Origin of the sequence: Rhodoferax sp. UBA5149, from assembly GCF_002413825.1 — a bacterium.
Classification (GTDB): domain Bacteria; phylum Pseudomonadota; class Gammaproteobacteria; order Burkholderiales; family Burkholderiaceae_C; genus Rhodoferax.
Genome location: NZ_DHXT01000042.1, coordinates 5752 through 25348, shown reverse-complemented (window position 1 = coordinate 25348; position 19597 = coordinate 5752). Strand labels below are relative to the sequence as shown.

Here is a 19597-nt window from a genome sequence, read left to right as displayed (position 1 = left end):
AAGAAGAGGCTGAGAATGAATATTTTAACGGTCGTCAAACACAGCCCGATTGTCTTTGCGTTGGCCTGTCTGGCAACGATAGCAACCGCATTGGTCAGCGAAGGCTCATACTGGCGGTCGGTCGACGATCTCAATGAACTGAGTGCGACTGCGGCGACACGCATGAGCATCTTGGGTCTGACCCGTAGCATCGTGGACGCTGAGACCGGACAGCGCGGCTATTTGTTGACCGGCCGCAAAGAATATCTTCCGCCCTACGACCAGGCGCTCAAGAACGTCGATGAATCTTTTCGAGCGTTGGACCTGCATTACGCAGACAAACCAGAGCACAGTGAGGTTCTCGGCAAGTTGCACACTTTGACCGAAGCCACGCTGTCGGAGATTGCGCAGACGATACGCCTCCACGACGAAGGCAAGACGAAGGCGGTCACGGAGCTCATATTGAGTGACATCGGCAAGGAGAAGATGGAGGTCATCCGTACGCTCAGCAATGAACTGCTGGAACATGAGATGTCGAATATTGTGGAAACTCGCAGCAATATGAACCACACATTGATGCTGCGTCGCATCGGTGTGGCCGTGTTCAGCGTCATTGGCCTGCTGGCCCTCTTCATGTACATGCGCCAGACGCTTATGTTCGAAAAACAGCAAGGGGAAGTGCAGCGTCTGCTGCAGGCCGAACGTGATCGGTTGGAAATCGAGGTGAAACACCGCACAGCGCAGCTGACCGAACTGGCCCACCACCTGCAAACCGCCCGCGAAGACGAGCGCCACCGTCTGGCGCGCGACTTGCACGACGAGCTGGGTGCACTGCTCACATCGGCCAAGCTGGACGCTGCCCGCATCAAGTCACGGTTGGCCGGTACTGCCCCCGAGGCCTTGGCGCTACTCGCACATTTGGTCGACACCCTCAATAGCGGCATTGCGCTAGGACGTCGCATCATCGAAGATTTGCGGCCCTCGGCACTGAGCAACCTGGGATTGGTGGCGACACTTGAAATTCTGGCGCGCGAGTTCGCCGAACACTCAGGCGTTGAAGTTCATTGCGCGCTGGAACCCGTCGAGCTGGAGGCGACCGCGGAATTGATGGTCTATCGCCTGGTGCAAGAAGCCATTACCAATATCACCAAGTATGCACGGGCGAGCCATGTCTGGGTGAACCTGGCCGCGCACAACCGCCGCATTGAAGTCTCGATTCGTGACGATGGCGTTGGCTTCGACACCACCCTGCGGCCCAGCTCTGCCTATGGGCTGGTGGGCATGCGCTTTCGCGTTGAAGCGCAGGGTGGGACTCTGGTCGTCGTATCCGCCCCGGGACAAGGCACATTGATTCAAGCGACGCTGCCGGAATCGACGCTTGGAATTGTCCAAGAACCAATGCACACATAGAGAGGTGCCGCGCACGCTTACCGGAGTCTGTCAGCGGCGTCCTACGCGCATTCGCGCCGCTCCCCGACATGGCTGTGGCAAGGTAGCCTATCGCCGCCACCTGCGCCAACGGCGACACTTGGTCCATCGTATCGACACAGGTTGCGAACTTTCATATCCCGGGCGGCTTGCCGCCGTCCAAACCAGGAGCCTTACCATGCTGCACTACGCCGTCGTGTTCTTCGTCATTGCATTGATCGCTGCCTTGTTCGGCTTCGGTGGCATTGCCGCCAGCGCTGTCAGCATCGGCAAGATTCTTTTTATTGTGTTCGCGATCCTGGCTGTGGCCAGCTTCCTGTTTGGGCTCATCAGGAATCGCTGAGGTGACGGCCAAGAGCCTGTTAAGCACGGTGTCTTGACTCACGTTTGTGCGCCACGACACGCATTCAAGGTAATCCCCACTCAAAGGAGCATTCATGTTTTCCAATAAACCGCTAGAACAAACCAGCAGTCTCGCAGACCAGGCCGCGCCATTGCTGAGTCGTGCCACTGAGCAAGCCAGCGCGCTGGCGCAGCGTGGCGTGAACAGCATCCGCGACACATCTCAACAGCTTCGCGAAAATGCACTGCGCGCCTCCGATAGCACGGTGAATTACATCAAGGACGAGCCGCTCAAGGCGGTGTTAATCGCCGTTGCCACGGGTGCTGCATTGATGGCAATGGCCGGCATGATTATCCGTTCGCGTAATCGCGGTTAAGGCGTAGTCATAGCGCTGTTGAAGCGCGTTGCCGCGTTGCTGGCGCAAGATCCGGCAAGGAGTTGAATGCGCGCGCGCTTCCTCCGAATAGTCTTGCAAAAAATATACCGGCTCCATAGCTGATGGCCCGATGTATTTGGGTGGATGAGACGCCGCCGAGAAAGTTTCAATGAGATCGCACCCAGTGCTGAGAGGTCACGCGCCAGATCATATTGCCGACATCGTCGGCCACAAGTAGCGCGCCCTGCTTGTCGAGCACCACGCCGACCGGGCGACCGAAGGCCTTACCTTCTTCACTGAGGAAGCCCGTCAACACATCGATGGGCACGCCAGCAGGCTTGCCGCCTTCGAAGGGCACGAAAATCACCTTGTAGCCACTGCGGGGACGGCGGTTCCACGAACCGTGCTGACCGACGAACATGCCATTGGCGAAGGTGGCGGGCAGCGTGGTGCCGACGGAAGACGCCAGGCCAAGTGAGGCGGTGTGCGGTCCCAGGGCGTAATCGGGTGCAATCGCGGTGGCAACCAGGTCGGGCCGTTGCGGTGTCACACGTTCGTCGATATGCTGGCCGTAGTAACTGTAGGGCCAGCCGTAAAAGGCGCCGTCGCGCACCGAGGTCAGGTAGTCGGGTACCAGATCGCTGCCAAGCTCATCGCGCTCGTTTGCCACCGTCCACAATACGCCGCTGTGAGGCTCCCACGCCAAGCCATTTGCGTTGCGAAGGCCGGTTGCAAAGATACGGTGAGCGCCAGACCTGGTGTCCACCTCCCAGATGGCGGCTCGCTCGGTTTCAGCCTCCATGCCCCGTTCACCCACGTTGCTGTTCGAGCCCACGGTAACAAAAAGTTTGATTCCGTCCGGGGCTGCGATCAGGTTCTTGGTCCAGTGGTGATTGATCGGGCCGGCAGGCAGTTCGACCACCTTGGTGCCGGGCGCCGTGATGTGTGTGTCGCCGCTGCGGTAGGGGAAGCGCAACACCGCGTCGGAATTGGCCACATAGAGATCGTTGCCCACCAGAGCCATGCCGAAAGGGGAATTCAATCCCTCCAGCAGCACCGAGCGCAAGTCCGCCACCCCGTCACCATCGGTGTCGCGCAGCAAGGAGATGCGATTGGCGCTGGGCACGCCCGCACCTGCCCGCTTCGTTACCAAGCCCATGACCCAACCCTTGATCCCCTTGGCATCGTCGGGCTTGGGCGGCGCGTTGGTCTCCGCCACCAGTACGTCGCCGTTGGGCAGCACATAGAGCCAGCGCGGGTGGTCCAAACCGCCAGCGAACGCGGCCACACGCATGCCCGATGCCGCGAGTGGCGTTGCGCCGGGGAGCCAGCCCTTGGCAGTCGCGATATTCACGGTGGGAATCAGCGTCCGCTGCGGAGGTGGCAGCGTGGGCTGCGGCCCGGTGCCGGCCGAGATTGGGAGCGTGGCCATCTCACCACAGGCGGCAAGCGCCAAAACGACCGCACCAATCAAGGGCGCGGTCGTGGGTAGTTGCATCCGCTTGCCAGCTGTCAAAGCCGTCCGGTCAATAGCAGGATGACAATGATGATCACCACCAAGCCCAATCCGCCACTCGGACCGTAGCCCCAGCTGCGGCTGTGCGGCCAAGTCGGAAAGGCGCCAATCAGCATCAGGATCAAAACGATCAACAGTATGGTTCCCAGGCTCATGAGTTTCTCCTTGAAGGCGTGAATGAATGGGTTCAGTTCGCTGGCGCTGAGGCCGCAGGCATCACGATCACGGTGGTGCCGTCGCCGGACTTGCCGGTTGCGCCCTTGTTGCCTTCGTTGCCTTGATCGCCCGTTGCGCCCTGGCTACCGGTGGCACCGGTTGGGCCGACAGGTCCTGGCACCGCGACGGGTGTGGCGGGAACATTAACTACGCTGGGTCGGTCACAGGCGCCCAAGGTCAGCGCGGCGAGCAGCGCCAGAATTGGCATCGAACGGTTCATGATGAATCCTTTTAAATAGTCGTTACACGGACGGCTTCAAAGCGCCCGCGAAAAAACCGGCAAGACTGGACAGTCGCACTCGGTAATTGCAAAGCTTAGTCACCTGCCCGGCACAGTTCAGTGCGCTGGCGAACATAGAAGAGAACTTTCGTCACGTCGACGACGATTTGTGTATTTTCTGTCTCCGACAAAATGCCGCGAATCGGCAAATTGTGATCCGGACGCGTCCAAGAGTCATCGCATCGGTGCCCAAGCTTGGAAAGATGGCGAAAGGTTCATTTCGTGGCCCAGCGCTAACCCGGATCGTATTGCAGGCCTCATCCATTTGCAATGAAGCGGTCAGCGCGCGAGGCGTTCAAAACCGCTGGCAGATCGGACCCAAGCATGTCGGCCGGGGTACGATCCACGAGCCAGGGATTAGGTTGCGCGAACCAGTTCGCCAACTCCCAAGGACCGTAGACGGATGTCAGCTCCGCTAACACCTGACCCAGTTCTGGTCGAGGCGTCATGTCGAATCGGTTGAACTGGAACAACGGTAGCCAGGTTTGCGACTGCCACTCGAAGCTGAGCACTTCTCTGTTGTCGATCCAGCTGGCGAGCGTTGCAACATCGGACCTACCGTGGCGTTTGAATAGCGCGACCACTTCAGGCACTCGCGCGAGCCCGCCGCTGACTCGATAGGAATTGAGCATCATGACGAACCGGTAATCGACGCTAACCTCGTGCGCACATTGGAGGCGGGACTTCGCTGTCTCAGGCGTATGTCTGGGGACGGATAGGTACGGGGATGACGCACGATTGGATACGAGAATGCTTTGCATGGAGTCTCCAGGAGGGGCAAGGGAACTGCGTGGACGCGCTACAGGGACCAACTCAATCCGTGCGCTGCAATAGGACACAGGGCGGACCGTACCGGAAAAGAAGGTATGTCGTCTGTGCGGTCGCCAACAAAAGCCTGCGCCATGCCAGGCATCAAGGGGGCTGAGTTTTGTACACGCCTTGAACTGATCGCCGTCCATGCGCTGGCCACGGTGTCACCGGTGCGTTTTGGACTCGCCTACTTGGCAGCAGGTACCGGTCAGTCGTGTCGCCGAACCGCCAAAAGGAGATTGTCCTACGTGCTAAAGCGCGCTGTCTGACAGACACCGTAACTCACCGTTCATATTATCTAACCGTCACCATCTCGCGGTTTGGATCACAGGACATAGGTCAAAAGCGGGCATCGTATTTCTTCATTATTGCGTTCGGCTTTTCGGCCGTGCGCCGGGAGCTTGTTATGAACACCAATATCATCGTTATTCCGTGCTGGAGCACGGCATCATTCGGCGACACCGCCGATACTTCGCCGACGGAGTTGTGGGCTCTGGGAGAGCACCTGAACCTGTGCCGGGGCGCGCGTGGCCGCTTGTTCGCTTTGCATTGCATCGCACAGACGATGCACGGCTTTGTGGCGGCCCGTTTTGTGACGACCTTGGTCGTGGTTGGGCTGCTGATCGGTGTCGGTTCCCTGGTGTTGTAGCGCATGTCGCAATCCGAGCTTCTGCGCCTGGTACCGGAGGCGCCGCAGGCATTGCAAGACATCCTGGACAGTTCGCGCGGCGCGGTGCAGCCACCGATACGCTCCGAGATATTCGGGCTGCAACGTTTTGCACAGCATGGGCGCAGTCTTGGTGAAACCCATCGCGCCGCCAGGGCAAGCTCGCATGCGGCAACTTTTTTTCCTCGCCTGCAAAGTAATATCCACACGCTACGCGAAGCGCACCGCTACATCGCAGTGCAATCGTCCACCGGCTACGACATCAGTCCGGCGGCCGAATGGCTGCTCGACAACTTTCACCTGATCGAAGCACAGCTCAAGGAAATTCATGAGGGTTTGCCGCGCAGCTACTTTCGCACCTTGCCAATGCTGCTGGACGAGCCGCTGGCTGGCTTGCCGCGCGTCTATGGCGTGGCGTGGGCCTTCGTGGCTCACACCGATGGCGCTTTCGATGAAGGCTTGCTGATGCAGTTTTTGAGCGCCTATCAGGAAAGCCGCGAACTGAACCTCAGCGAGATGTGGGCGCTGCCGACCACCTTGCGTGTCGTGCTGATCGAAAACTTGCGCCGTCTGGCCGAGCGCGTGGCCACCAACAAGGCGGCGCGCGAGGTGGCCAACCTGTGTTTCGATCGCATCGAAACCTACACGGTGCAGGCCCTCGACCAGTTGCTGGCCCTGCTCAGTCAGCGCGGCGTCGGTCGGGTGTTTCTGGCTCAGATGGCGCAACGCTTTCAAGACCGCCGCGCAACCGGTGAAACCAGTGAGCAGACACTTTTTCACGACTGGCTGCATAACGCGCTGCCCGACATGGCCGCAGTGCAGACGCAGCAAAGCGCCGACCGGGCTGCTGACAACCTGAGTGTGAGCAATGCGGTCACGTCGCTGCGCGTTATCGGCGACGCCGATTGGCCCGAGATTGTCGCTCGCACCAGCGCGTTGATGCGGTTGATGCTGACCTCGGCGGTGTTCGAAGCCGAGCATGCCGGCACGCGTGACCAGACGCTGCACGGCATCGAGTTGTTGGCCAGACGCAGTGGTCGCAGCGAAGTGTTGGTGGCCCAAACGCTGCTTGATCTGATGCGCAACACCGAGGGCATGAACAACGCTACCGCGGTGGCCAGCTACTGGTTGCGTGGCGCGGGTCGACCCGCCCTGATGCGTGCGCTCGGTCTGCGCCCGCGCTTGGCTTTTCCGTGGCGCGCCGTTTCGAGCCGCATGGTCTTGCCCGTCTACTTGAGCGCGCTGCTGCTGGGTACTCTGGCCTTGGTCGCGTGGATACTGGTGCGCCACCGTGCCGGACTGGCAGGCACAGACGCTCCGGTGTGGCTGACCCTGCTGGGCGCGGCGCTGATGATGTCTCCGGCGTCCGAAGCCGTGGTGGCGGTGATCAACCGGCTGATTAGCGAGTCCGCCCGGCCCCAACACCTGCCCCGCCTGGCCTTGGCGAATGGCATACCGCCTGAGCATCGGGTGATGGTGGTGATTCCGGGTATGTTGACTAGCATCGCATCGGCCTACGACCTGGTGCACCGGTTGCAACTGCATTACCTCGCGAACCCGGAGCGCCATGCCCAGTTTGCGCTGCTGACCGACTGGGCCGATGCTGACACGCCGCATGTGGCTTCGGACGACGCCTTGCTGGCCAGCGCGAGACAGCAGATCCGCGCGCTCAACCTGCGCTATCCCAACGAGGCCGAAGAGCCCGGAGCGGCACCGCGCTTCATTGTGTTGCATCGAGAGCGCCTCTTCAGTGAGACCGAGCGGCGCTGGATCGGTTGGGAACGCAAGCGCGGCAAGCTGGAATTGCTCGTCGCCGCGGTGGCGGAGGGCGCGTCCGTCGCGTTTCTGGATTTGGGTGCCGAATCTCGCATCGGAGCCGACATCCAGTACATCGTCACGCTTGACAGCGACACCCAGTTGCCGCCCGGACGGCTGCGCGAACTGGTAGGGGTGGCGGCGCATCCGCAGAATCAACCACTGCTCGACGTCAGCGGGCGCAGGGTAGTGAGCGGTTACGGCATTTTGCAACCTCGCGTGGCCACGCCGCTGCCCGCGTCCAAGGACTTCACTCTCTATCACTGGTTGTTTGCCGGACAGTGCGGCATCGACCCCTACAGTGCCGCGACGTCGGAGGTCTATCAAGACCTGTTCGGCGAAGGCACCTTTACCGGCAAAGGGCTGCTCAACGTCCGGGCGATGCATGCTGTGCTGTCCGAACGCCTGCCCGATGGCCAGGTGCTAAGCCACGATTTGCTCGAAGGTTCGATGGCACGCTGCGCGGCGGTGACCGACATCACCGTGATTGAGGATGCGCCGTTTCATGCTGACGTGGCCGCGTCCCGCGTGCACCGCTGGACCCGTGGCGACTGGCAGTTGCTGCCGTTCCTTCTGAGTCCTGTGCGTTATCGCCTGCGCATCATCAACCGCTGGAAGATGTTCGACAACTTGCGTCGTTCGCTCGTCGCTCCCATGTCGTTGGCCTTGCTGCTATTGGCTCTGGGCGGCGCCGTCGTGTCGCCCTGGGCTGCGTTGGCGCTGGTGATGGCCGCGTTTTCCGCGGGGCCGCTGATGGGTGCCGTGGCGGGGTTTTCTCCCAGCCGGGACGACGTGGCCAAACTCTATTTCTATCGTCAGGCTGCGACCGACCTGGCAAGGACCGTGTGGGGCGGTCTGTGGCATTTGGGTCAGTTGCTGCAGCATACGCTGATGTCCGTGGACGCCATCGTGCGTGCGCTCTACCGCATGACCATCAGCCGTCGCCATCTGCTGCAATGGACCACCGCTGCGACCGCGCAGGCGCAGGCGAACACCGGTTTTACAGCGTTGGCGCGTCAGCATTGGAGCTTGCCGGTGGTGGCGCTACTGCTGCTCGTCGCGCTGCATGAGACGTGGTTTGGTGCGACTACGCCTTACCCTTTTCTGACGCTTGGTCTCTGCCTTTTCTGGGCCGCGTCACCGGTATGGACCTGGTGGGTCAGTCGGCCGTGCCCAGCGCACAAGGACGCGGCATTGCCGCTTCAGGATCAGACCTATCTGGAAGGTATCGCGCGCGATACCTGGCGTTTTTTCGAGCGTTGCGTAGTCGCTGAGGACAATCATTTGCCGCCCGATAATTTGCAGACCCTGCCACACGATATGGTAGCGCATCGCACCTCGCCCACCAATATCGGCCTGTATTTGCTGAGCGTAGCCTGCGCCCGGCAGTTCGGTTGGATCGGAACGCAAGAGTTGCTGATGCGCCTGGAAGCGACGCTCGCCACGCTGGTCACCCTGCAGCGCCATCGTGGCCACTTCATGAACTGGTACGACACGCAAACGTGCGCGCCCCTGTTGCCGATGTATGTGTCTACCGTGGACAGCGGAAACCTGAGCGGTCACTTGCTCTCGGTGGCGCAGGCTTGCCTGGAACTGGCGCGCGCGCCGCATGATGGTGACGCGGCGCAGCGTGCCATTTTGGCCGCAAGGAAACGACTCGCGCCGCTGCTTCCGCTTTGGTCCGACCTGCTGCCGACCTTGCTGGGCGACGCTGCATTGGCGCGCCTGCTGGCCCTGCCAGACCCGTTGGCCGAATGCCGCCATAACGCCGAGCAGTTTGAGCGCTGGCTGCGCGAGGCCGGTGACGAACTGGCCACTCTGTTGTCCGACAAGGCTGAACCCGTGGCCCCGGCGCAACCGAAGCCCCGGGATGAGTTGGCATGGCGCCTGGTCGATTACGTGGCGACGCTGCGCTCAGCCTGGCTTGACGTGCAGGCTGCAACGAGGGTCGATGCAGCGGGTGTGTCGGACACGCACGAGGCCGCCCGGCGCTTGCAGGCGCTGGCCGATGAGTGCGAACAATTAGCCTGGCAAGCCGACTTCAGCTTCCTGTACCACCACAAGCGGCATCTTCTCCACATTGGCTTTCGGGTCGCAGAGCAGGAGCTTGATGCGGGTTTTTATGATTTGCTGGCGTCGGAATCGCGTCTGACCAGCCTGTTGGCTGTCGCCAAGGGCGATGTGCCGGTGAGCCATTGGACTTCCCTTGGGCGACTGTTCTACGCCGTCGGCGCGGAGGCGGGCTTGCGTTCGTGGTCGGGCTCGATGTTCGAGTACTTGATGCCAAGCCTGGTGCTCGATGAGCCGTATGGCAGCGTGTTGCGTGACGCCGGCCGTGCCGCCATTCGAGAGCAGATCGCTTTCGCGCAGGCGCAAGACGTTCCCTGGGGCATATCGGAGTCGGCCTACGCCGGTAGCGACCACACTTTGGCGTACCAGTACGCGCCACAAGGGGTGCCCAGACTGGCGCTGCGCCGCACGCCACTTGATGAGCTGGTGATTGCGCCCTATGCCACGGCTCTGGCGGCGCAGATTGCACCTCACCTCGCTGTTGGCAACTTCGCGGCGCTGGAAAAGCTGGCGGCACGCGCACGCTATGGGTTCATTGAGGCGCTCGACTTCTCCCCTGCGCGGCAATCGGGTGGTGAGGTGTTCACGCCGGTGAGCACCTTCATGTCGCACCACCAGGGCATGAGCATCGTGGCGCTGGCCAACGTGCTGCTGGGCGGCCCCGCTCAGCGTTGGGGCATGGCCAATGCGCACGTTGAGGCGGTGACCTCGCTGCTACACGAGCGAGCGCCGCGCGAGGTGTCGATGCTGTACGCGCCCGCAATGGGTCCGCCGCCGCAGGCGCTGCAACGACGACGTACAGCGAGGCTGCTGCGCGAGGTGTTGCCGGGGTCGACGGCAGTGGAGCCCACGCATGTGCTGTCGAACGGGCGTTACACCGTGTCGCTGCGCGCCAATGGTGCGGGCTGGAGCCGATGGGGCCAGACCAGTATCACGCGTTGGCGTGACGATGCGCTGCGCGATGCCTATGGCAGCTTCTTCTACGTGCGTTGGGACAGTCAGCAGCGGCCGGTCTCGCTCACCCAGCATCCCGCACCCGACCCGGCTGCCGACTACCAGAGCACTTACCACGGCGACCGCGTATGTTTTGATGCGACCTGGCCTGGGTTGCAAACCCACGTCACCGTGTGGGTCAGTCCGGAAGACGACATCGAATTCCGGCAAGTTGAGCTGCGCAACCTGAGCAATCGCACGCTCGAAATCGAACTGATATCAGCCTTCGAAGTCACCTTGTCCGACTCGCTTGCCGATGAAGCACACCCCGCGTTCACGAACCTCTTCGTGCGTGCTGAGTGGCTGGCCACGCATCAGGCACTTTTGTTCGAACGCAAGCCCCGCCTGCCCACCGAGCGGGGACTGCAGGCCGCGCATTTCTTGGCCGAAACTGACCCGTATATGGTGGGCATGCGCCTGACGACCGACCGGCAGCGCTGGCGAGGCCGCAACCATGCGGTGAACCAGCCGCTGGCCTCTTTCGATCCCTTGCCGTCGGAATCAAGCGATCCGGCTGCCCGGCTTGACACCGGCCTTGACCCAGTATGCGCCTTGGCCGTGCAGCTTCGCATTGCACCCAATGCGAAGGCCTTATTGACCTTCGCCACGGCAGCCTCCGACAACGGCGGGACCTTACGCGCCGTGATCGACAAGTACCGGCAACACAGCCACGTGCAACGCGCCTCATTGATGTCGGCCACGCTGACCGGCATTCGTTTGCGCGCCTTGCGCATCAGCGGCGAGAACTTCGCGGCTGTCCAGACGCTGACCACGGCGCTGGTGTTGAGTCTGACGCGCCCACAGTCCAGAGCGGTCCGCTTCGAGAACGCGGCGGTCGAGGTCTGTGACCGGCGACTGCTTTGGCGCTTCGGCATCTCGGGTGATCGTCCCCTCATCCTCGTCTCGGTCGGCGTGCTGCAGGGCTTGGGCTTGTTGCGCTCAATGGCCCAGGCCTTGAGCCTGTGGGCTTGGGGCGGCATCGCCTGCGACCTGGTGGTGGTGAATGCAGAGCCCATCTCCTACCTGATGGCGCTGCATCGCGAGATCATTGCGTTGCGCGAGCGTCATGTGGCAAACAGTGGCGCGCAAGGCGCCCCTGCCGTTACAGGCTTTCATGTGCTGCGCGCCGACGAGCTTTCCAGCGAAGAACTGAGCACGCTGCAGGCCCAGGCCCGTGTGCGACTCAATGCCGACGGCCGACCGCTCGCGCACCATGTGCAGGAATGGATTGAGCTACATGAGCAGGCTTTCGAGCAACGACACGACAGATCGACCTCGGCGGTGTCCGTTGCCTCGGGCGCGACTGCCGCCGTTCCGGCACCGGTGGGCGAGTTTGCGGCAACCTCGGGCGAGTTCCGTTTCCAAGTCAGTGCCGATTTGCGCCCCGCTCGACCCTGGATCAATGTGCTGGCCAACCCCGCGTTCGGCGCCCAGCTTTCGGAAGCCGGTGGCGGCTACACCTGGGCGGTGAACAGCCGCTTGAACCAGCTCACCGCCTGGTCAAACGATCCGGTGGCCGACCCGCCGTCAGAATGGTTTTTGTTGCAGGACCGCAAGACCATGGAAGTGTGGAGCGTCACACCGTCCGCCTGGGGCGACGACAGCGTGACCTACCGGGTGTCGCATGGGCAGGGCTACAGCGTCATCAGTCATCGCCGCGGCGATGTGGAGGTGACGGCGTCGTGGTGCGTGGACGCACAGACTTCCGTCAAGCAGGTGCAGTTGCGGCTCGTCAATCGCGGTCACAGGACATTGAATCTACGCGTGATCGGCGTTGCCGAGTGGATGATGGGCGCGAACCGCGCCGACCGCAGCACGGCGCGTACGGCCATGTATAGCCAGCGCCTGCCTGCGTTGCAACAGTCTAACCTCGGGCTCGACGTCATGCGCGGGCAGAAGCTCACCGCACTACTGTGCACGCAACGGGAGCGCTCGGCTGGCTACGGCGATGGCACGGCGTTCTTCGGCCTCGCAAGCGCAGAGGATGAGGCTGAAGACTGGACCTGCGACCGACGCGAGTGTTTCGATGCGCGCGGCCTCCTGGTTTTGCCGGATCACTTCGACCGGCGCAGCGGCGACGGGCTCGACCCGTGCGCGGCACTTTCGACGCGCGTTGCCTTGATCGCCGGTGAATCGGTGGAGAGGGTGTTCCTGCTGGGCTATGCCGAGAACGCGAGCGCAGCGCGCCAGCTTGCTACCCTGGCCGCGGCGACGCCTGCCGAGCGGCGCATGGGGCAGGTACGCAGCACTTGGGATCAATTGCTTGGCGCCGCCACGGTGAAGACGCCCGACCCTTTGTTTGATGCCATGGTGAACCGCTGGCTGCTGTACCAGACAGTGACCTGCCGCTTGTGGGCCAAGGCCGGCTTTTACCAGGCTGGAGGCGCCACCGGTTTTCGCGACCAGTTGCAAGACGCGATGGCGCTGGCGTGGGCTGCCCCCGATATGCTGCGCCAGCAGATCGTTCTGGGCGCGTCACGGCAGTTCGCCGAGGGTGATGTGCAGCACTGGTGGCATGCGCCCACCGGTGCCGGTGTGCGCACGCATTTCTCCGACGACCTGTTGTGGCTGCCGCACGCCACGATGCACTACCTGCGCGTGACCGGCGATGCCACGCTGCTCGATCAGAGCGTGCCATTCATCGAAGGAGCTGCTATTCCCGAAGGCGCCGAGGATGCCTACTACACACCCGATGTCAGCGCGCAGCAGGCGTCGGTCTATGAGCACAGCGCACGTGCCATCGATCGCAGCTTGCGTGTCGGCGCGCACGGATTGCCGTTGATGGGCAGCGGTGACTGGAACGATGGCATGAACCGGGTCGGCATTGAGGGACGCGGCGAATCGGTGTGGTTGGGCTGGTTCCTGTGCCAGTTGGTGGCCGACTTCGCACCACTGGCGCGTGAACGTGGCGATGAGACGCGCGCGCAGCGTTGGGAGAACGCCGCGCAGGGCTGGAAGGTGGCTCTGAACGGCCCGGCGTGGGACGGGCAGTGGTTCAAGCGTGCCTTCTTTGACGACGGGCAAGCACTGGGTTCGCAGTCCAACCCGGAGGCCCGTATTGACTTGATTGCACAAGCCTGGGCCGTGCTGTCCAGGGCTGCACCGCCGGCCTTGCAGCGTATGGCGATGGCTGCGGTGGAGGTGCACCTGGTGGACCATGAGGCCGGGCTGATCCGACTACTCGACCCGCCGCTCGTGAATGCAGTCCCGAGCGCCGGCTACATCCAGGCTTATCCGCCCGGCGTGCGAGAAAATGGCGGCCAGTATTCGCACGCCGGCGTATGGGCGCTGATGGCTCAGTGCGACCTCGAGAAGAGCCTTCCGGGTCCACGCGACATCGGTGACTTCGCGTATCGCTACTTCACTTACCTGAGCCCTGCGCATCGCGCGCGCCATCCGACCCATGGCGCGGTGTACGGCATCGAGCCGTATGTGATGGCTGGGGATGTGTATACGCAACCGCCCTATGTCGGGCGCGGCGGTTGGAGCTGGTATACCGGCGCCGCGGCATGGATGCACCGCGCGGCCATTGAGTCGATTTTCGGGTTACACCAAGGTGCGCAGGAATTGTGTTTTTCACCTTGTCTGCCCTCGCATTGGCATCGGGCCGAACTGACGCTGGTTCGCGATGGCCGCACGATGCGTTTCATCATGCACCGGGCCGGCGCGGCCGCAGCGCTGGCAGCGACGGCGCCATGGGGCGCCAAGCTGCTGCGCCCCGGTCAGCCCTTGCGCTGGCCCGACTTGGCGCCGAACTCCTGCTTCGTGATCCCACTGCTGGACGAGGCTGCGCCCCCAAGCGCGCGTCAACCATAGCGGACAGGGATGTGCGGCATCGTCCTACACGGACAGGCGGCTGGCGCCGATAGTTGCACCGGGCCGGTGCTTTTACAGTTCTCCTATCGGCTTGGTGTATCAGCGCACTGGGCAATAGGCATCAACTCAGGAGTCGTCATGATCCCCAAAAAGAATGTTCCTGGCAACACCGCCTCCGGCAAAAGCACGCTGAAGAATTGGCTTGCCGATTGAGGTCTCACGGTTTTCCGCCCTTGGGTGATGGGGCTCATCGTCACCCGGAAAAACCAAAGCATACGTCAACTTTAACTGGAGATTCACCATGTACATCCGCACCATTTTCGCCGCCGCCATTGCTGCCGTCGCTCTGCTTACCGCGTCCGGCTGCGCAGTCAGTCGCGGCCAGGAAACCGTTGGCTCCTACGTTGACGATACCGGCATCACCACCCTCATCAAGTCGCGCTTCGTCGAAAACAAGCTGGTCGACGCGACCAGCATTCGGGTCGAGACGCTCAATGGCACCGTCATGCTGTCGGGCTTCGCCAAGAGCTCGGTTGAGAGGGGCACCGCCGAAAGCATCGCGCGCGGCGTGAACGGCGTGAAGGCGGTCAAGAACGAGATCGCTGTCCGCCCGTAAGCGGGCACTTGTGGTCTTTCAATCTACTCTAGGAACTTGTTATGAACTGGGATCGCATTGAAGGCAATTGGAAACAAGTTACAGGTAAGGCCAAGGAGCAATGGGGCAAGCTGACCGATGACGACTTCAATGTCGTCGCCGGTCGTCGCGACCAGCTCGCGGGCAAGATCCAGGAGCGATATGGCGTGGCCAAGGATGACGCTGAAAAGCAGATTGCCGAGTGGCAACGCAAGGCGACCGATTCGTGGTTCACAAAGTAATAAAACTGCATCCGCTTCGCGCCTGCCACTGATTTGGCAAGGCTGCTTGTGATGCCGCCTGTCGCCCCGATTCCTGCGTCGACGCGTTGGGAGAACTTGCTCCGTATGTTCGCAAGTCAACCAGATAGAACACTAATTCTCAAACCTTATTTTAGGAGGACGCACTATGAAATCGATGACGAGGTTTGTTTTTGCAGCCTGCGCGGCGACGGCACTGATTCCCGCGACGGTGCTGGCTCAGGACGCCAGGAACCAAGGCTACTTGGTTGACGCCTCCAGCAGCATCGTCGTCAGCGGCGCTGGTCTGTGTTGGCATACCAGCGACTGGACACCAGCGCGGGCGGTCGAGCCGTGCGACCCGACCATCAAGCCGGTTGCTGTTGCCACCGTGCCTAAGGCCGTGGAGGTCGCGGCCGCGCCGCCTGCAGCAATACCTCCACCTCCACCTGCGCCCGTTATGCCACTGCCGCAAAAGATGAGCTTTTCGGCCGATGCGCTGTTTGCTTTCGACAAGTCGGTTTTGAAACCCGAAGGTCGGGCGATGCTGGACGATTTGGGGCGTCAGCTCAAGGGTGCGACCTACGATGTCATCCTTGTGACGGGCCACGCGGACCGTTTCGGCAGCGCCGAATACAACCAGAAGCTATCGGAACGCCGCGCGAACGCGGTGAAGGAGTACTTGGTGAGCAAGGACATTCCGGTTGGTCGCATTCAGGCGAAAGGAATGGGCGAATCGCAGCCAGTCACCAAGGCTGGCGAATGCAAAGGCCCGAAGAGCGCCAAGGTCATAGCCTGCTTGCAACCCGATCGCCGCGTTGACGTTGAAATGCAAGGCACCAAGCAATGACGGGTTGGCGTTAAGCCATCTCCATCTCAGCCTGCTGCGTTCAAGTGCAAGAATTCAAAAATTCTCAGCGCTGACAAAGCGCATGGCTTGGGAGGTCACCGGGTGACTCAGTTCCAGTGAGCAGGCGTGTAGCAGCAAGCGGTCTGCCATGGCCTGAACTCGCTGGCTGGCGTACAGGGCATCGCCCACAATGGGATGCCCCAATGCCAGCAGGTGCACGCGCAGTTGGTGGGAGCGTCCCGTCATGGGTTCCAGTTCGATCCGGGTGGTATCAAGGCGTCGGTTGTGTGACAGCACGCGCCAGCGTGTCATGCTGGGCTTGCCAAGCTGGTGGTCAATGACGCGTCGCGGCCGGTTGGGCCAGTCCACAATAATTGGCAGGTCGATGATTCCCCAGTCTTCAGGCGGTGGCGCCAGCTGTCCGTCCACGATGGCAATGTAGCGTTTGGTCACGCTTCGGCTGGCAAAGGCATGGTTCAAGGTGCGTTGTGCGGCGGCCCCTCGTGCCAGAACCATCACACCCGAAGTCGCCATGTCGAGCCGGTGCACGATCAGCACATCCGGGTAAAGTTGCCGTGCCCGCGCACTCAGGCAGTCTTGTTTGTCTTCGCCGCGTCCCGGCACCGACAGCAGACCGGCTGGCTTGTCCAGTACCAGCATGGCATCGTCGGCATACAGCACCGTGAGCTCAACCGGGCGCATCGCCGGGCTGGAGGAGTCGCTGCAATGTCTCACACATTTCGTCAACGTCGTTGGGCTTGTGAATCAGTGCTTGCGCACCTTCTGCCAGCGCGCTTTGCTCAATCTCGGGGGTGACGTAGCCGGAAGCCAGCGCCACCGGGAGCTCCGGACGAATCAAGCGGGCCTCCCGCAAAAGGTCTATGCCACTATAGCCAGGCATGTTGTAGTCGGTCACCACCAGGTCAAAGTCCAGGGGCTTGGCTCGCAATGCCGCGACCGCCAGCCGGGGGTCTGTGAACGTGCTGACAGCAAAGCCTTTTCGGGTGAGCGCGCGTTCAACCAAAAACACCAGCGCTTCATCGTCGTCAACATACATGATGTGTTTGCCCATTCCTTGCACGGGCTTCGGCTTCGGTGCCTCCACTGGGGCAAGCACTACCGCATCGCTGGCCGCGGGAAAGTAAAGCGTGAAGACGCTACCGGTATCGGGTGTGCTTTGCACATCAACCGTTCCCAGGTGGGTGCGCATGATGCCGTGAACGACGGCCAGGCCCAGGCCCGTACCTTGTCCCACGGGCTTGGTTGTGAAGAAAGGCTCGAATACACGCCGTAGCGTATCCGCGTCGATGCCGCTACCGGTGTCACGCACCACCAGCTTGACGTGCTGGCCGCGTACCCCACCACGGCGTTCGACCAGACCTGCGCCCACCTGCAGGTTGTGACCCAACTCGATGCTGACGGTGCCGCGCCGAGCGCCAATGGCCTGAATCGCGTTGGTGCATAGATTGAGCAGCGCTTGTTCGACCTGCGTCGCATCGGCCAGCACGGGCGGCGTGCCGGGGTCGATGGTCACCAGCATTTTCACAGTGGGTGGCAGGGCGACCTTCAGCAAGCGCACGGTTTCGTGCACGACTTCAGCCAGGTGAATCGGAACCCGCTTGGGCGATTCATTGCGGCTGAAGGTGAGAATTTGCCGCACCAGATCGCGTGCCCTTCGCCCCGCCTTGTCAATCTCGGTCAGACTGACAAGCGCCGGCGACGTCGGTCCCGCATCCTGCTTGGCGAGCTCGGCATTGCCCAGAATGGCGCTGATGATATTGTTGAAATCGTGTGCAATGCCGCCCGCCATGGTGCCCACAGCCTGCATTTTGTGAGATTCCCGCAGTTGGGACTCCAGTGAATTGCGGTGGGCCTCAATTTTCTTGCGGGCGGTCAGGTCGCGGGCAAAAATGGTGGTGGTATCGCCGTCAGGGTGACGCTCAAAAGACACGCTGATTTCGATGGCGACGGTTTTTCCGCTGGCAGTGAGCCCCGTCATCTCGCCCAGTTGCGCGTGGCTCGTGAGCGCCGCATAGCTCAGCGTTTGAGCCGCATCAGGCAGGAAGCGTGAAAGTTGATTGCCCAGTGCCTGGCCCGGCGCGCACTGGAACAGCGCTGCCGCCGTGGGGTTGAAGATGGTGATGCGGTGATCTTGGTCGACACAAATAATCGCGTCGAGTGATGCGTTAATAATGGACGCCAGTCTGTCCTGGCTGCGCTGAAGTTCTTCATTTCGCTCTTGTAGCGCGCTGGCACTGACCTGCAAGGCGCGGCGCTGGGTCAGCAACGGGCCCTGGTCAATGATGGCGCAAATGAAGTGTGCCAGTTCGTCCTGCGCGTTCTCAATGCGGGCGATATGCAGGTCCCCCGTGAAAACCCCGCTGGAGCCACATGAAAAAACAACTTCTGTTGTTTCGCTGGTGCCCGAATTTTTGGCACTTGTGAACGCGAGCGCGACTTTGTCGACGTGTTCGGCACTCACCAGCGGCAACAAAAAATTCAGCGGCGAATCGTGCTCCAAAGGTCGAAAGAGACGCAAAGCCATGGCATTGCTCTCCAGCACCAAACCGTTTTCGTCCACCACCATCAGGGCCAGAGGCACGTTTGAAAAAAGCGTAAGAAAACGTTCTGATGCGCCTTCCGCCGCGATCTGGCTGTACCGCAGCGCCTTGTTTTGTATCTCCAGCTCGGCTTGGTACTTGCGCAGATCCTCGACCATCTGCGGCAGGGAATAACCTTCAGCAAGAACACCTTGCTTGTTCGTATCCGCGTGCAGGGGAAACTTTCTACCCTTGGAAATTCTTCGCATGGGCGCTATCGTTTCCCGTGTCGGGCGTCAAACCAAACTGCATCCGGTTAATGCTTCTTGGTATCAGCGGGTGGGCGCATTTTTCAGTTTCCCGCGCACCGGCACCACGGTGGTGACGGTAGGGCGCACGGCGTCAGGCGACACCGGCTTGGGCGGAGAGGTGTCTTTTTTCGGTTTCTTCACCATCTTGTTGCTTTGCTGACCTTTTGCCATTTTCTTGCTCCTGAGTTGAATGTCCGGCCGCTCGAATTGAGACTGGACCAATTGATTATCTACGCACGACCGCGTCGCCTGGTGCAAAGTCTACTGCCTTCAGCGGGCGATTGGCGACGATGAACGCGCGCAGCACATCGGCATCCACGAGGCCACTGTCCACCCGACTCTGGTCAGGGGGTTGGAAGGGCGGCGGACGATCAGCGCCGCGCGCGCGACCGGGTGACTTCGAGTTCTGTCACCGGGGGGGCCCGGTTGCCCCAGGCGCTGCGTATGTAGGTCAATACGACAGCGGTATTTTTGTCATTCAATTGCAATACAAAAGGGGGCATGCCAAACGGTCGTGGGTTGCTGGCTGTGGCCGGCGCATAGCCACCGTACAACACGATCTGGACCAGGTTGGCGGTAGGGGACAGGGTGACGGCACGGTTGTGAGCCAGCGGCGGGTAGGCGCCACTGACGCCTTCTCCGTGGTCGCCGTGACATTGGGCGCAATGCGTTTCATAGAGCTTGGCACCGCCGGGCGCTGACAGGGATGCCTCG

General features: G+C 61.6%; 16 protein-coding genes. 8 read left to right on the top strand and 8 right to left on the bottom strand.

Features of this window, described 5'->3' with window-relative positions:
* Positions 1–15: 15 nt before the first annotated feature.
* The 3 genes from B3V69_RS03195 (at position 16) to B3V69_RS03185 (ending at position 2126) form a co-directional block, all read left to right on the top strand.
* Positions 16–1389 (top strand): CHASE3 domain-containing protein, encoded by a 1374-nt coding sequence (locus tag B3V69_RS03195; protein WP_296443725.1) that lies wholly within the window; start codon positions 16–18, stop codon positions 1387–1389.
* A 196-nt stretch (positions 1390–1585) separates the two neighbouring features.
* Entirely contained in the window at positions 1586–1750 is a 165-nt protein-coding gene (locus tag B3V69_RS03190) for a DUF1328 domain-containing protein (protein WP_296443723.1), read from the top strand.
* Between the two features lie 94 nt (positions 1751–1844).
* Entirely contained in the window at positions 1845–2126 is a 282-nt protein-coding gene (locus tag B3V69_RS03185; RefSeq protein ID WP_296443721.1) for a hypothetical protein, read from the top strand.
* Between the two features lie 166 nt (positions 2127–2292).
* Here B3V69_RS03185 and B3V69_RS03180 read toward each other — a convergent pair whose 3' ends face one another.
* The 4 genes from B3V69_RS03180 to B3V69_RS03165 all read right to left on the bottom strand — a co-directional run bounded on the left by B3V69_RS03180 (position 2293) and on the right by B3V69_RS03165 (position 4773).
* Positions 2293–3624, bottom strand: a complete 1332-nt coding sequence (locus tag B3V69_RS03180) for a PQQ-dependent sugar dehydrogenase (protein WP_296443719.1) — start codon at positions 3622–3624, stop codon at positions 2293–2295.
* Positions 3625–3638: 14 nt separating this feature from the next.
* Positions 3639–3797, bottom strand: coding sequence for a DUF3309 family protein (locus tag B3V69_RS03175; protein WP_296443718.1), 159 nt, complete (start codon positions 3795–3797; stop codon positions 3639–3641).
* 32 nt (positions 3798–3829) lie between these two features.
* Entirely contained in the window at positions 3830–4078 is a 249-nt protein-coding gene (locus tag B3V69_RS03170; RefSeq protein WP_296443717.1) for a hypothetical protein, read from the bottom strand.
* 317 nt (positions 4079–4395) lie between these two features.
* Positions 4396–4773 carry a hypothetical protein gene (locus B3V69_RS03165; RefSeq protein WP_296443716.1) on the bottom strand — a complete coding sequence of 126 codons (378 nt, stop codon included), beginning with the start codon at positions 4771–4773 and terminating at the stop codon, positions 4396–4398.
* Between the two features lie 581 nt (positions 4774–5354).
* Here B3V69_RS03165 and B3V69_RS03160 point away from each other — a divergent pair.
* The 5 genes from B3V69_RS03160 (at position 5355) to B3V69_RS03140 (ending at position 16032) form a co-directional block, all read left to right on the top strand.
* Positions 5355–5597, top strand: a complete 243-nt coding sequence (locus tag B3V69_RS03160; protein WP_296443714.1) for a hypothetical protein — start codon at positions 5355–5357, stop codon at positions 5595–5597.
* A 3-nt stretch (positions 5598–5600) separates the two neighbouring features.
* Complete coding sequence (locus B3V69_RS03155) at positions 5601–14309, top strand: GH36-type glycosyl hydrolase domain-containing protein (RefSeq protein WP_296443712.1); 8709 nt, start codon at positions 5601–5603, stop codon at positions 14307–14309.
* A 301-nt stretch (positions 14310–14610) separates the two neighbouring features.
* Entirely contained in the window at positions 14611–14925 is a 315-nt protein-coding gene (locus tag B3V69_RS03150) for a BON domain-containing protein (protein ID WP_296443710.1), read from the top strand.
* A 41-nt stretch (positions 14926–14966) separates the two neighbouring features.
* Positions 14967–15185: a CsbD family protein gene (locus B3V69_RS03145; RefSeq protein ID WP_296443708.1), complete on the top strand. Its 219-nt coding sequence runs from the start codon at positions 14967–14969 to the stop codon at positions 15183–15185.
* 166 nt (positions 15186–15351) lie between these two features.
* Complete coding sequence (locus B3V69_RS03140; protein WP_296443706.1) at positions 15352–16032, top strand: OmpA family protein; 681 nt, start codon at positions 15352–15354, stop codon at positions 16030–16032.
* Between the two features lie 54 nt (positions 16033–16086).
* On the opposite strand, the gene B3V69_RS03135 is transcribed toward B3V69_RS03140, so the two are convergent.
* The 4 genes from B3V69_RS03135 to B3V69_RS03120 all read right to left on the bottom strand — a co-directional run.
* Positions 16087–16734, bottom strand: coding sequence for an RluA family pseudouridine synthase (locus B3V69_RS03135; protein ID WP_296443705.1), 648 nt, complete (start codon positions 16732–16734; stop codon positions 16087–16089).
* Complete coding sequence (locus tag B3V69_RS03130; protein ID WP_296443745.1) at positions 16721–18751, bottom strand: PAS domain-containing hybrid sensor histidine kinase/response regulator; 2031 nt, start codon at positions 18749–18751, stop codon at positions 16721–16723. The genes B3V69_RS03135 and B3V69_RS03130 overlap by 14 nt, the downstream gene beginning before the upstream one ends.
* Before the next feature lie 153 nt (positions 18752–18904).
* The gene (locus tag B3V69_RS03125; RefSeq protein WP_296443703.1) at positions 18905–19054 is read right to left on the bottom strand and encodes a hypothetical protein; all 150 of its coding nucleotides are present in this window, start codon (positions 19052–19054) and stop codon (positions 18905–18907) included.
* A gap of 200 nt (positions 19055–19254) precedes the next feature.
* Positions 19255–19597 (bottom strand): c-type cytochrome (locus tag B3V69_RS03120; protein WP_296443701.1); only part of this gene is annotated, 343 nt, incomplete at its 5' end.

Excerpts from the sequence above, each read along its gene's own strand:
- B3V69_RS03195 (WP_296443725.1), top strand. The coding sequence starts at position 16 with ATGAATATTTTAACGGTCGTCAAACACAGCCCGATTGTCTTTGCGTTG.
- B3V69_RS03190 (WP_296443723.1), top strand. The coding sequence starts at position 1,586 with ATGCTGCACTACGCCGTCGTGTTCTTCGTCATTGCATTGATCGCTGCC.
- B3V69_RS03185 (WP_296443721.1), top strand. The coding sequence starts at position 1,845 with ATGTTTTCCAATAAACCGCTAGAACAAACCAGCAGTCTCGCAGACCAG.
- B3V69_RS03180 (WP_296443719.1), bottom strand. The coding sequence starts at position 3,624 with ATGCAACTACCCACGACCGCGCCCTTGATTGGTGCGGTCGTTTTGGCG.
- B3V69_RS03175 (WP_296443718.1), bottom strand. The coding sequence starts at position 3,797 with ATGAGCCTGGGAACCATACTGTTGATCGTTTTGATCCTGATGCTGATT.
- B3V69_RS03170 (WP_296443717.1), bottom strand. The coding sequence starts at position 4,078 with ATGAACCGTTCGATGCCAATTCTGGCGCTGCTCGCCGCGCTGACCTTG.
- B3V69_RS03165 (WP_296443716.1), bottom strand. The coding sequence starts at position 4,773 with ATGATGCTCAATTCCTATCGAGTCAGCGGCGGGCTCGCGCGAGTGCCT.
- B3V69_RS03160 (WP_296443714.1), top strand. The coding sequence starts at position 5,355 with ATGAACACCAATATCATCGTTATTCCGTGCTGGAGCACGGCATCATTC.
- B3V69_RS03155 (WP_296443712.1), top strand. The coding sequence starts at position 5,601 with ATGTCGCAATCCGAGCTTCTGCGCCTGGTACCGGAGGCGCCGCAGGCA.
- B3V69_RS03150 (WP_296443710.1), top strand. The coding sequence starts at position 14,611 with ATGTACATCCGCACCATTTTCGCCGCCGCCATTGCTGCCGTCGCTCTG.
- B3V69_RS03145 (WP_296443708.1), top strand. The coding sequence starts at position 14,967 with ATGAACTGGGATCGCATTGAAGGCAATTGGAAACAAGTTACAGGTAAG.
- B3V69_RS03140 (WP_296443706.1), top strand. The coding sequence starts at position 15,352 with ATGAAATCGATGACGAGGTTTGTTTTTGCAGCCTGCGCGGCGACGGCA.
- B3V69_RS03135 (WP_296443705.1), bottom strand. The coding sequence starts at position 16,734 with ATGCGCCCGGTTGAGCTCACGGTGCTGTATGCCGACGATGCCATGCTG.
- B3V69_RS03130 (WP_296443745.1), bottom strand. The coding sequence starts at position 18,751 with ATGGTCGAGGATCTGCGCAAGTACCAAGCCGAGCTGGAGATACAAAAC.
- B3V69_RS03125 (WP_296443703.1), bottom strand. The coding sequence starts at position 19,054 with ATGGCAAAAGGTCAGCAAAGCAACAAGATGGTGAAGAAACCGAAAAAA.